We start from the raw sequence: 12,974 nt of genomic DNA, 5'->3' as shown, positions 1-12,974 counted from the left end.
TCAACGATATTTATTCAATATGAGTAAATATCCTTTCAAGGTGACCGTCATATTTAAAAACAGCACTAAGATTGGATTTCGGGTAACTCACTGACCAGACAAACCCGCGCCGAAAAAGCGCCCATGGTCAGCTCAGGGTAATTAAGTAAGCAAGGCACCAATTGCAACTGATCGCCTTCGACAAAATAGATCGCATTTTGATTAAACTGCCGGCCCAGTGCCACCGCTAATGGCTTCTCTATTGGGACAGCCCAGCTTTTTTCCATATGACGACGGTCATAAGAGGCCCCGATTATGGCACGATAAGGACGCTTAAGTTCGATGATATGTCGCTGTAATTGACTATCTAACAGACGATTTTGAGGCGCTGACAACACTCGTCCCCTTGGGTTGTGTGCGGTGATGATGGCGAAAGATAAGGCGGGAGAAAACCCTTGGGTCAATAGAAATTGGGTATGCTGATAACTGTGCCAAAAATGGTCATCTATGGTACTCATTCGCCGAACATTCCTAAATTAGCGTGCGATAATTATAGTTAAATCATCTCAACTGCCTAGAACAAACAGATTATATCTCTGTTAAATTATAATTAATGACCATAAAATCAAAAGATTAGCCATAAAAAATTGATAAACATCAAATCTAAGCGTAAATTTGTTAACATTTCATTTGTTAACAAATGACTAAAACGAGTACAATACGTCGGTTGATTCACTTCCACTCGTCAAGCATGAACAACTTTTGTTACGCCATGTCTAAATCACTGTGATCAAAAGTTGTCAATTTCCTATAGATATGAGCGATTTTGTCGCTTTTAATATTGAAACTTGAAAATTTCAATAGTTAAAGGAACTATTTCCTACTATTGTTAATCGTAGTGGATACAGTTAGCGCATCTTTTTCAACAAAGAGATACGCATACCTTACTAATCATGAAGTGTGTTGCGGTTTCAGTCGTTTTAGTGAAAGCACCTACGTGACTCGGTAATTTTCAACACGACAAGTTAGGGCGCAACCGCACGCCGCGCTCATGGTTAGCACAGATGTAAATAAATATTAGGTAGATAAATATGCAAAATCCGCACATTCTGATCGTAGAAGATGAAGCCGTTACCCGGAACACGCTAAGAAGTATTTTCGAGGCTGAAGGATATGTGGTAACTGAAGCCAATGACGGCGCAGAAATGCATAAAGCAATGCAAGAAAACAAGATCAATCTCGTCGTTATGGATATTAATCTTCCAGGCAAGAATGGTCTTTTGTTGGCACGTGAACTTCGTGAAATAAACAATATCGGTCTAATCTTCCTAACGGGCCGTGATAACGAAGTTGACAAGATCTTGGGCCTTGAAATTGGTGCAGATGATTACATCACTAAGCCATTCAACCCACGTGAGCTAACAATTCGTGCACGTAATTTGTTGACCCGTGTGAATAGCACTGGTGTAGAAACAGAAGAAAAGAGCGCGGTAGAATACTACCGTTTCAACGGCTGGAGCTTAGAAATTAACAGCCGTTCATTGGTTAGCCCACAGGGCGAGTCATACAAGCTTCCACGCAGTGAATTTCGTGCGATGCTTCACTTCGTTGAAAACCCAGGTAAGATCCTGACTCGTGCAGACTTACTGATGAAGATGACCGGCCGTGAGCTTAAGCCACATGACCGTACGGTTGACGTCACGATTCGTCGTATCCGTAAGCACTTTGAAAGCTTACCAGATACGCCAGAAATCATCGCGACAATCCACGGTGAAGGTTACCGCTTCTGTGGTAATTTAGAAGACGCATAAGCTTACGCTTATGTTATTCAATGAAAAAGCCAGTCGTGAGACTGGCTTTTTTGTGTCCTGAACACTTATGCCACTGTGGGCTAGACTTCGAATCCAGCTCGATATCATTTCAATCCGGCCGAGTGGCTTTTGGATATGCTAATTTGAAGCTAAAACCTCATGGTTACCCATCGCCTGCCCTGCGATATCTGCAGCACATTTTTGGCTAGATCAGCGATAGTCTAACTTAGTATTTATAGACGAAAAACAGGGATTATGAGTACGGTTGCCCCTGTCCCAATATTTGCGATTAGCGTCATATTGCAGACCAAGTTACTCCGTAACTACGGTTTGCAACCAGTCCTGTAGCTGCTGTAATTCTTGGTTATTAAACATCACTAGACCAGCATGTGTCCTCCTCTGGGAAAAATGTAACTGCAGGTTTGGCGATTGTAAATGGCTAAAGTAACTTGCTGGAGCTATCGAATCTTGCTCTGATGCTATCAATAAAGTGGGTGTATTTGAACGGGTCAATAAAGGGGCTATTGCCGTATCTTGAAGAGTTATATTGCGTTGCTGCAAAACGGTATCTGTGATCTGGCGTAATTGCTGTTCGCCCAATATTCGGTAATACCATGAATATTCCTGTGCGACGTAATTCTTTAACCCGGTACTAAAGTCATGCATAGGCGCAATTAATACTTGTCCAGTAATGTTCTGTCGTCTTGCGCTAATTTGCGCAGCGACATTGGCGCCAAGTGAATGCCCCAATAAATACACAGGCCCAATTATTTGGTGCCTTTGTTGGTGGCGCTGGGCTTGAGCTCATAGAAGAAAAAGGAAAACAAGAAATTAAAAAGCTAAAACTGGCTAAAAAGGGCATCTGCAGTAAATAAGAATTAGTGATTCCTTTCCCCAAATAGCCCTGTGACTTATATCAAACCACAGGGCTTGTTGTTCTAACGCAGCGCTAAAAATTCCAGCTTGCCGCCTAGAAACTATCGTTAACCTTTCTGTTTCAGTTGTTTATCTAAGAAATCGGCCAGCGAGCGGTATAGATGCGTTCTCACTTTCTCGCCGCGCATCGAATGCTTAGACCCGGGGTAGTCGATCATCTGAAACAGTTTGCCCTCATCTTGCAGCGCCTTATAAACCCGCGTGCTGTTTTCAAACAACACATTGTCATCGGCCATGCCATGATACATCAACAATCCCGACTGATAATCTTTGACATAAGGCAGTACACTGCTGGCTTCATAACCTTCGGCATTGCTGCCTGGGTGCGACAAATAACGCTCGGTATAGTGGGTATCATACAAGGCCCAGTCAGTTACCGGTGCACCCGCAATCGCGGCTTTGAAATGCGTGGGCGCTTTAAATAGACTCATTAAGGCCATATAACCGCCGTAGCTATGACCATAAATCGCAATGTTGTCACCATCGACATAATTTAAGCTACGCAAATAATCGACGCCCGCCTTTTGATCGTCAACTTCCGCTTGCCCAAGTTGCTTGTAGATCACATGTTCAAACTGAGTGCCCCTATGGGCCGAGCCACGATTATCGAGCTGAAACACGATAAAGCCTTGTTGCAGCAGGTACTGGGTAAAGTAGTCTTGTTCACTCCAACTATTGACTACCAACTGAGCATGAGGGCCACCGTACACACGCACCACAACCGGATACTGCTGGGTGGCATCAAAGCCTGTGGGTTTAAAGAGACGATACTGCAAGGCTTGACCATCTTGCGCTTTTATCTGACCAAATTCAGGTAATTGCCATTGACCGAAGAAGGGATATAAGGGATGAGATTCATCGACATTATTTTGCTCGACCCAAGCCAAGCGCTCCCCTTTAGCACCATGCAGACTAACCTGCGGCGGCTGCACTAGACTATTAAAGTAATCGAGGTAAATAGGCTGATTGTCGGCAAATACTGGCCCATGCATACCCGCTCGGCGGCTAATTTGCTCTATTTCGCCTCCGGCTAAGGGCACGCGGTATAGGTGCTTTTCGATGACACTGCTTTTGCGGCCCGTAAAGTAGACCCAGCCAGCCTGCTCATCGACATATTCCACCTCATCGACTGCCCAAGTTCCTTTGGTAAGTTGCTTAATAAGCTTACCTTGCAGATCAAATAGGTACAGATGATTAAAGCCATCACGCTCCGAGGCCCAAACCAGTTGTGGCTGCTGTTTCAAGAAATGCAGATCGTTGTTTAAATTAACCCAAGCCTTACTGCGCTCTTTGATAACCGTTGTAGGTGCCGCGGTACCGTTTAAAGCGGCAATGCGTAGGTCTAAGGTCTGTTGATCACGGCTTTGCCACTGAAATGACACATGCTGACTATCTGGCAGCCACTTAACCCGAGGCAGGTAGCTATCTGGGGTTTGGCCGATATCAATCCAGCGTACGTTGTTATCTTCAATATTGACCACACCCAGTTCGATACTGACATTATTTTTGCCCGCATAAGGGTAACGTTGCTCGGTAAGCTTAATGCCATCGGCATAAATTTCGTTGCGAGTCACCAACTCGACAGCCGACTCGTCGATACGGGTAAAGGCGATAGCCGACTCATCGGGCGCCCACCAATAACCAGTCATGCGGTCCATCTCTTCTTGCGCAACAAACTCGGCCATCGCATTTTTAATCGCGCCACCACCATCTTGGGTTAATGCGGTTAATTGGCGAGTCTCGAGGTTAAGCACATACAAGTTTTGCTCGCGCACAAACGATACAAAATGCCCCTTAGGCGACAATCTGGCGTCGGTAATAAAGCCCTCACCGGTTGGCAACACTTCCACTTTGGCATCGGCAAGCGAATAGTAATACAAGGCTCCAGACGCTGGGATCAATATGGCTTGGCTGTCATCGGCCCAGAAATACTCCATGATCCCTTGACCATAAATGCGTTGACGCTCGCGACGGGCCTTCTCTTCGTCCGACAGCTCGCCACTTTTAAGGCGATCGGCATTGAGCAAGATATCTTGCTCGCCGGTGGCCACATCCATCTGCCATAGGTCATATAAGTATTGGTCGTCGACCCGCCCTGCAAGGTAAGTCACCCGTTGACCATCGGGAGACAAGGTTAACCCCCGCGGACTGCTGCCAGCTAATGCCGGCGAGGCATACAAGCGCTCGACAGTTAACGCTGCCTTACCACCTTGGGGTTGATTAAGCTCGGCTTGCGCCGCAGATACACAGTGAGATAAAAGCATAGGCACCACCATTAGCGCAGAACTAATCCATTTTTTTTTCATTATTATGTCCTGGATATAAAACGAGTTTGATTAACTAAGCTATGACGCATTGTGCCTCAAAGTTGCGCAAAATAAAAACGCAGCCACTTAGCCCCCGGCGTAATTAGCCGCTGAAAAAACGATTCATCTACGGTAGAATAGCCACCAGAATTAAACCCTATAAAAACATGCTGACCTCAAATGTGAGCCTAGCTCGCTATGTCATAGGAAATAACATGCAAACTCTGGCGCAACACCTCAGTTCACAAGGGATTGAAGCTCCTTTGTCTCAACTCATTCTGACCCTAGCCGACACCTCTAAAGCGATAAGCCATGCAGTGCGTCATGGCGCACTGGCCGGTGTACTCGGTGCCACCGAGCAAGAAAACGTCCAAGGCGAAACCCAAAAGAAGCTCGATGTGATCACCAATGACATGCTTAAAGACGCGCTAAAAGCCGATAGCACGGTACGCGGCTTAGCATCAGAAGAGGAAGACCATATTGTTGAGGTCGGCCAAAGTGGCGATTTTTTAGTGTGTTTCGACCCACTAGATGGCTCATCGAATATCGATATTAACTCACTGGTGGGCACCATTTTTTCGGTGCTACCCGCGCCAAAAGGTGAACTGAGTCAGCAGAGTTTTTTACAAAATGGTCGCCATCAAGTGGCCGCGGGTTATGTATTGTATGGCCCATCGACCATGCTGGCCTTAACCACAGGTAAAGGGGTGCAGCTATTTACCCTCAACCCAGATACCAACGAATATTTGCTCACCAATGATGCCATGGCCATTAGCAAAGATACTGGCGAGTTTGCCATCAATATGTCAAACCAACGCTTCTGGGAAGCGCCAATGCAGACCTATATTAGCGATCTACTGCTAGGGAAAATTGGCCCGCGTGAAAAGTCATTCAACATGCGCTGGATTGCCGCCATGGTGGGCGATGTGCACCGCGTATTGTGTCGCGGCGGACTCTTTACCTACCCAACGGACAATAAAAACCCAGACAAACCCTATAAACTGCGCTTGATGTATGAAGCCAACCCCATGTCGTTTTTGGTCGAACAGGCAGGCGGTAAAGCCTCAACCGGCTATGAAAACATCATGGATATTGAGCCCAGCGACATTCACCAGCGCGTCGCAGTGATTTTAGGCTCGGCTAACGAGGTCGATGCCTGCCTCGAATATCATGGCGTCGATTACAGTCAAGAGCCTAGCCTGTAGCCAATCAGCTAGCAGCACTCGCAATAAAAAGTCGCCAAGGGCGACTTTTTTATTGCTTCTAACCATGACCTTTTGATGTAACGATGACTTGCTGCAAATATGTGCCAGCCATTATTAATCAGTCTCGATATCAATACGTAGCACCACATGAAGGTGATTCGACATTACGGCAAATGCTGCTACATCAATGGCAAAAGCCGCTGCAAGCTCAAACACCAGCGATTCTATCCAACTGCGGCGATGATCATAATTTTTCCCCGAATAGGCATCATCACCACATAAAAAGGCGCGCCTCACTACACCGGCTACAACAATGATAATAGGGTATGTCTTCAAGACTAATTTGGGTACGGCAAGGGCGTCGCATAACAACCTCCTTGTCTAATGCTTCTTCAAAGCTTAGTAGAAGGTCGTTTCTGATGCACATTAACTATGGGCGTCTATTTATTTCATTTAGTTAACGATAGTAGCGTTAACCTTCATCATTTTGAATTGCTTGCCGCAGGCCTTTCGTGCAGGTGCTTCTGTGACACGGAGAGTGAAGCGCTGCTTCGAGCCAACGAACGAGAGGCATGGATGCCGAACTGGCTCTTAAACAGGGATGTTGTTCAAGTACAATCCCTGTAGGCTCTGCCGTGACATCACTGTCACGGAAGGTCACAGCCGCACCTACACCCGAGTTCTTAATCTCTTCGATTTGACCTTACTAGTGTCACTCGGACAATCAAAAGTTAAATTGTTTTTGGACAAAAGTATCTTGGCCTTCGAATGAAGGTGTTGGCTTTTTTTGGCTTGTAGCATTTGCCGGAATAGGTTTTTACATCGCTGATGGTAGCGTTAACTTACATTGTTTTGAATTGCTTGCCGCAGGCCTTTCGTGCAGGTACTTCCTCGGCACCGCTGTAAACCCATCCTTGGGCGCTCTGCGATTTCATCCCTGAAATCGAAGGCCTCAGCCGCACCTACACCGACTTATCTATCTCTTCGATTTAACCTTACTGATATGACTCGGACAATCAAAAGCTAACTTATTTTTGGACAAAAGTATCTTGGCCTTCGAATGAAGGTATTGGCATTTTTGGCTTGTAGCATTTAGTCGAGTTAGGTTTTATTGATTGATGGTAGCGTTGACTTACATTGTTTTGAATTGCTTGCCGCAGGCTTACGTGCAGGTGCTTCCTCGGCACCGCTGTAAACCCATCCTTGGGCGCTCTGCGATTTCATCCCTGAAATCGAAGGCCTCAGCCGCACCTACACCCGAGTTCTTAATCTCTTCGATTTGACCTTACCAGTGTCACTCGGACAATCAAAAGCTAACTTATTTTTGGACCAAAGTATCTTGGCCTTCGAATGAAGGTGTTGGCTTTTTTGGGCTTGTAACATTTAGTCGAGTTAGTTTTTATTGATTGATGGTAGCGTTAACCTTCATGGCAACCAATTGCCTGCAGCATGCCTTTCGTGCAGGTGCTTCCTCGGCACCGCTGTAAACCCATCCTTGGGCGCTCTGCGATTTCATCCCTGAAATCGAAGGCCTCAGCCGCACCTACACACGAGTTCTTAATCTCTTCGATTTGACCTTACTAGTGTCACTCGGACAATCAAAAGTTAAGTTGTTTTTGGACAAAAGTGTGTTGGCCTTCGAATCAAGGTGTTGGCTTTTTTTGGCTTGTAACATTTAGTCGAGTTAGTTTTTATTTATTGATGGTAGCGTTAACCTTCATGGCAACCCATTGCCTGCAGCATGCCTTTCGTGCAGGTATTTCGGTGGGGCGCTGCAAGTATATCCCTATACGCTCGACGGTGGCATCCATGCCACCAACCCCCACCGCCATACCTACACTGAGTTCTTAATCTCTTCGATTTAACCTTACTGATATGACTCGGACAATCAAAAGCTAACTTATTTTTGAACCAAAGCTTGTTAAGACTAATGTTCTGATTAGTCTGTTTCAGATTAATATTTGTATAGATTAACGCCTTGCTAAGCGGAAAATAATGGTTGGCTATAATCGCAAAGCGAAGGCCAACTGTTATTTTTCCGTTTAAGCAACTCGTTATAAATCCTTATTGCTTAATTGATTGGTTACAATAAGGGTGCGTAAGTTGTACGTTACCCGAGTTCCCTGCGCCACCTTCTCTAACTCTTTGTATGTGATCATAAGACACTGATTTATCTACATCTAAATAACCGTTACAAATAGGGCACGTAAGAGCATTATTTAAAGCTATATTAATAAATAATTTACTCTTTTGTTCGTCTGTTATTTTAGAGTTACCATTTTTAACATCACCAGAAATTAATTTACCGTCCAACTGAGATAATACAATTAAGTCATTTTGTGTTATTTCTTGCTCTTCTGATAACTTAACAACAACTTTATCTAACAAATCTTTAAATATATCAGCCCGTTTATGGCTAATATGTTTTTGTAAAATAGTAGCGACAAGTTCTTTATTACTAATAAGTATTTCTTCTAGTTTTTCTCTGACACTTGTAAATTTAGTAAAAAATGATTTATTGTTTTGTATCAGTTTTTCATTGAAAAGAGTTATAGCACCTAAAAACATAGCGCTTGAGTGGCGACCTGTAGGACCATAGAAATATATTGCAGGGTGAAGTCCAAGGCTACCGCGATCATTTCCAGTAATTCTTGATGCTAAAGTAATAGTTTTTTTCAGAACATCAAGAGTGCCGTCACCAGATAAATCTTCTGGATATTTATCTAATTTCAACACACCGTCTTTCTGATTGGAATTTGCAATTAGGATAAAATCAATCAGTATTTGAATTGCTGTTCTAATACCCTTAGAACCACTTAGTGGCAAATCTAAAGTTTTTATCGGTTTTTTTATCTCAGGATCAAATAATAAACGGTGTAATTTAAGCGACTGCGCTTCAATAACTTCTGTTTTCTCTTTCTCAAATAATGACCAATAACGATGCCCTTTACCTGCTCGAATAATTGCTCTTGCAGCGATTGGTACAGGTCTTTTTCTATTCCTTAATAGCAACTCTTCAAGAGGGTCTAAAGGAGTTCCTTTCATATTTATATTAAAGAATGATGTCTCTGCCTTATCAGTATCACCTTTCACCCACTGTACTGGTAATCCACGAGCAGTCAAAGTGCTTAACTTTTTTCTTTGTTCAGGTGTTATATCATCACTATCGTTATCTTTTAAAAGACTTTGATAATAACTCCAAGCTCCAATTTTTTCTTTAACAAGTTTCCTCGTTTTTTCCGCCGCTTTTTTTTGCTCAGCAGATATATCATGGCCAAATAGTTTATGTGATATTGGCCCATCACCATAATCATCTTCCATCCAAGCGCGGATTACGCTTAATCTATGCCCTCCATCTATAACGAATAAAAACGAAGGAGACATCCATAAGATTACAGAAGGAATTAGGTCGCCATTGATATAACACTCAAGCAAAGATACAACTTGATCTGGTGTCCAATGGTTTGTTTCTCTTTGAAAGTCAGGCTTTCTTAGTAAAGCAACTATAGGACTACCTGAAGCTAGCTCCCGAGCAGGAATACTATTAAATGTTTCAAAAGATGAACTTTCATCTTGTTTGTGTGCAAAATCAGCTCTTTTGATCATTGCATCAAGGTTTACTAAATTTGACTTGGCAGCCATGTTACTTCCTTTTATTTTACTTTCTCAGATGAAAAACTTTACGGTAATACTCGATGCCCGATTGGCCTTATAACGATCTAGTTCACGAGCCAAAGGTCTCGTGTAACGGCTTGTTCTTTACTTTCGGAGAGAGGAGGTTATCGCTACTCAATCCGTGAGTTCATATTCCATGCCCTTGGGGCTTAATTGATGCCCCCTGCGGCGTGAGGGAAGCATCGCTTCTTCACTTGAAGTCAATTGCAGGTCTCTTTAAAAGCTACGCTTTACGAGCCTTGGCAAGTGCCTTCAAGCTACCATAGAAAATGCGTTTCTTCCATCGCGTTTGGCTCTATCTATTCCTTCAGCTAGACTTAAATATCACTTCTTTTTTGCTAAAAATCGTCTACCTCAGGTCAAGAACAGCTTATTGAATAGCAGCTCAATAAACTGCTGCCTAAAATTTAACTTACAGCGACTATGACACGCTAATGAATTGAAATAAAGCGATAAAGCTAACATCAGTTTGAGAAAATTTGAATAAGTTTCCCGCAAACTGAACGAGTTGATGTAGAGGTCTCTACAACAAATTATTAAATCACAACAATTCGACTAATTATAAAATTGCAGGCAGTTTATCGAGCATAAAAAACAGCTATTTCGCTCTGTTTTCTAGCCTGCGGCAGGCTATTAATTGCCATTAAGGTGCGTTTTCATAGCACATCAATAAATGAAAATTCAGCATAACGCTGCTCAAGTAAACTTAAAAAAATGCCAAGCCTTCATTTCAAGGTCACCAAACTTTGGGGCAAAAAGCTTCTTAGCCTTTAACTCACTAGTCGTATCAAATGAAGTCCAATCGAAGAAGCGTTAGAGATAGGTGTAAGCGCGGTTTTGGCCTTCGAAATCATGGATGATTTCGCAGAGCCCACACGGACGTGCTTGCGGCGAGCCAAAAGAGCGCTTGCACATAAGCCTGCTGCAAGCAATTAACTCACATTGAAGGTTCGACCTTCAAACACTTTCAATTAATAAAAATACAGCCAGCCGCTACTCAAGCAAATGTCATTGTTCTTCATGCCAAGCCCACCAAACTTTGGGGCAAAAATACGTTAGCTTTTAATTCTGAATCCACACCTAATACGGCTAAATCGAAGAGGCGTTAGATAAAGATGTAAGCGCGATTTTGGCCTTCGAAATCATGGCCAAAAATATTCCCAACATTTTTCGGCATCCATACCTCTCTCGTTCGTAAGCATAAAGCTACGCTTCACTCACAGTGTCGCAGAAGTATCTGCACATAAACTCACCGCAGGTGATAGGTTGCCATAAAAGTACGCCTTCAAACCCACTTAACCAACACCAATTCGGCCAAACACTAAACAACAAAAACACCAATACACAACAAACAAAAAAGGAGCTAACGTTAGTTAGCTCCTTTTCAACATAGCCTGATAGCTAATTAAGCCCAATCGCTAGTTAACGCGATGAGTTAGCGCAGTTCCCATGCGCGATAGCTCTTACCTTTAAGCTTACCCTTGGTTATCTTGTTAAGGGCTTTATTGAGCACTTTGCGATCGACAGCAACGTATGAGCGAAACTCGGTGATCTTAATCTTGCCCACTTCTGAGCCTTCGATGCCGTTGTCACCTGTGAGGCAACCTAAAATGTCGCCTGGACGAATTTTGTTTTTCTTACCGCCATCAATTTGAATGGTGACCATGCGTGGCTGGGGTGGGTAAGTGTCGAGCAGACTTTCGTTTGGCAAGGCTTCGCCCACGATGTCGCGGCCAATTTCATCTTCAAGCAGTGCCATTTTGTAACCGTCTTCATGGTTAAAGAAGGTATGCGCCGCCCCTTTGCTGCCCGCGCGACCAGTACGGCCAATTCGGTGAATGTGCACTTCGGTGTCGTAAGCAACATGGTAGTTAACCACCATATCGAGCGCATCGATATCGAGCCCGCGTGCGGCCACATCGGTAGCCACCATCACGCTAGCACTCTTGTTGGCAAATCGCAGTAACATCTGGTCGCGATCGCGCTGCTCTAAGTCGCCGTGCAGCGCCACAACGCTAAAACCATCGTTAGCCAATTTCGCGGCCACATCTTTGGTTTCGCGTTTGGTATTACAAAACACCACGGCACTTTCTGGCTTGTGATGCAGTAGCAACAGGCGCAGGGCTTTCATGCGATCGTTATTGTTACCGCACTCATAAAAATGCTGGTCAATGGTGTCACCGTCGTGCTTGCCTTCAACCTTGATCATCACAGGGTTGACCAAAAACTGCTCGCTAATGGTTTGAATTTGCTCAGGGAAAGTGGCGCTAAACAGCAAGGTTTGGCGCTCACGCGGCACGGCGAGCATGATGGCGTCGAGCTCTTTTTGAAACCCCATTTCTAACATGCGATCGGCTTCATCCAGCACTAACATGTTAACGTTTTCAAGATCTAAACGACCGCGATCGAGATGATCGATAATACGACCCGGCGTACCCACAATGATATGCGCACCATGTTCAAGCGAGCCAATTTGTGGCCCCATAGGCACGCCGCCACACAAGGTTAAAATTTTTATATTGTGGATGCCACGGGCCAGCGTACGCAGATCGGCCGCCACTTGGTCGGCCAGCTCGCGGGTTGGGCACATCACTAACGCTTGAATGCGAAAACGTTTCACATCCAATTTATTGAGTAATCCTAAGCCAAAGGCGGCGGTTTTACCCGAGCCTGTTTTGCCTTGGCCAATCACATCTTCGCCGTTTAAGATGGCTGGCAAGCTTTTGGCTTGAATGGGGGTCATAGACTCAAAACCTATGGTGGTTAGGGTCTCGAGCAGTTCAGGTTTTAACGCCAGGCTGTTAAAAGCAGTTGCGGTGTTATTGTCGGCTTGACTCACGGTATTTTCCTAGTCGGACAGCTGGGCTTGGCCGAGTATTAATCGCGCGTGCACAGCTAATCGAATTTAAAGCATGTCGATAGGCAAACCCAACACCCTCATATTACCGAATGCGCTAAGCTCTGCCCTGTATTGGCGGCGATTATAGCAATCTTTTAGTCAAAGTGCGTTAGGCAAGTGTGCTTAAAAAGGTTTATCGCTAAAAAGCCCCCGGCGCCGCGTG

General features: G+C 44.4%; 7 protein-coding genes and 1 pseudogene. 2 read left to right on the top strand and 6 right to left on the bottom strand.

Going from position 1 to position 12,974, the window contains the following annotated elements:
• Positions 1-65 precede the first annotated feature (65 nt).
• The gene (locus tag DN599_RS08670; RefSeq protein ID WP_110457218.1) at positions 66-497 is read right to left on the bottom strand and encodes a DUF3293 domain-containing protein; all 432 of its coding nucleotides are present in this window, start codon (positions 495-497) and stop codon (positions 66-68) included.
• Between the two features lie 573 nt (positions 498-1,070).
• Between DN599_RS08670 and arcA the strand changes: the two genes are divergently transcribed.
• Positions 1,071-1,790 (top strand): two-component system response regulator ArcA, encoded by a 720-nt coding sequence (arcA, locus tag DN599_RS08665; RefSeq protein ID WP_110457217.1) that lies wholly within the window; start codon positions 1,071-1,073, stop codon positions 1,788-1,790.
• Between the two features lie 312 nt (positions 1,791-2,102).
• On the opposite strand, the gene DN599_RS08660 is transcribed toward arcA, so the two are convergent.
• Complete coding sequence (locus tag DN599_RS08660) at positions 2,103-2,549, bottom strand: lysophospholipase (protein WP_259650883.1); 447 nt, start codon at positions 2,547-2,549, stop codon at positions 2,103-2,105.
• 224 nt (positions 2,550-2,773) lie between these two features.
• Entirely contained in the window at positions 2,774-5,032 is a 2,259-nt protein-coding gene (locus DN599_RS08655; protein WP_110457215.1) for a S9 family peptidase, read from the bottom strand.
• Between the two features lie 215 nt (positions 5,033-5,247).
• On the opposite strand from DN599_RS08655, the gene DN599_RS08650 reads away from it, so the two are divergent.
• Entirely contained in the window at positions 5,248-6,237 is a 990-nt protein-coding gene (locus DN599_RS08650) for a class 1 fructose-bisphosphatase (RefSeq protein WP_110457214.1), read from the top strand.
• 120 nt (positions 6,238-6,357) lie between these two features.
• Here DN599_RS08650 and DN599_RS08645 read toward each other — a convergent pair.
• The 3 genes and pseudogenes from DN599_RS08645 to dbpA all read right to left on the bottom strand — a co-directional run.
• Positions 6,358-6,604: pseudogene (locus tag DN599_RS08645) on the bottom strand (transposase); the annotation flags it as partial.
• Between the two features lie 1,697 nt (positions 6,605-8,301).
• Positions 8,302-9,879 (bottom strand): GmrSD restriction endonuclease domain-containing protein, encoded by a 1,578-nt coding sequence (locus DN599_RS08640; protein ID WP_110457213.1) that lies wholly within the window; start codon positions 9,877-9,879, stop codon positions 8,302-8,304.
• A 1,468-nt stretch (positions 9,880-11,347) separates the two neighbouring features.
• Positions 11,348-12,751 carry an ATP-dependent RNA helicase DbpA gene (dbpA, locus tag DN599_RS08635; protein WP_110457212.1) on the bottom strand — a complete coding sequence of 468 codons (1,404 nt, stop codon included), beginning with the start codon at positions 12,749-12,751 and terminating at the stop codon, positions 11,348-11,350.
• Positions 12,752-12,974 lie beyond the last annotated feature (223 nt).

The organism is Shewanella algidipiscicola (assembly GCF_900380485.1).
In the GTDB taxonomy this organism is placed as follows: domain Bacteria; phylum Pseudomonadota; class Gammaproteobacteria; order Enterobacterales; family Shewanellaceae; genus Shewanella; species Shewanella algidipiscicola.
Note: the sequence above shows the minus strand (reverse complement) of the source record. Positions and strands in the feature narration are given on the sequence as shown.

Excerpts from the sequence above, each read along its gene's own strand:
- DN599_RS08670 (WP_110457218.1), bottom strand. The coding sequence starts at position 497 with ATGAGTACCATAGATGACCATTTTTGGCACAGTTATCAGCATACCCAA.
- arcA (WP_110457217.1), top strand. The coding sequence starts at position 1,071 with ATGCAAAATCCGCACATTCTGATCGTAGAAGATGAAGCCGTTACCCGG.
- DN599_RS08655 (WP_110457215.1), bottom strand. The coding sequence starts at position 5,032 with ATGAAAAAAAAATGGATTAGTTCTGCGCTAATGGTGGTGCCTATGCTT.
- DN599_RS08650 (WP_110457214.1), top strand. The coding sequence starts at position 5,248 with ATGCAAACTCTGGCGCAACACCTCAGTTCACAAGGGATTGAAGCTCCT.
- DN599_RS08640 (WP_110457213.1), bottom strand. The coding sequence starts at position 9,879 with ATGGCTGCCAAGTCAAATTTAGTAAACCTTGATGCAATGATCAAAAGA.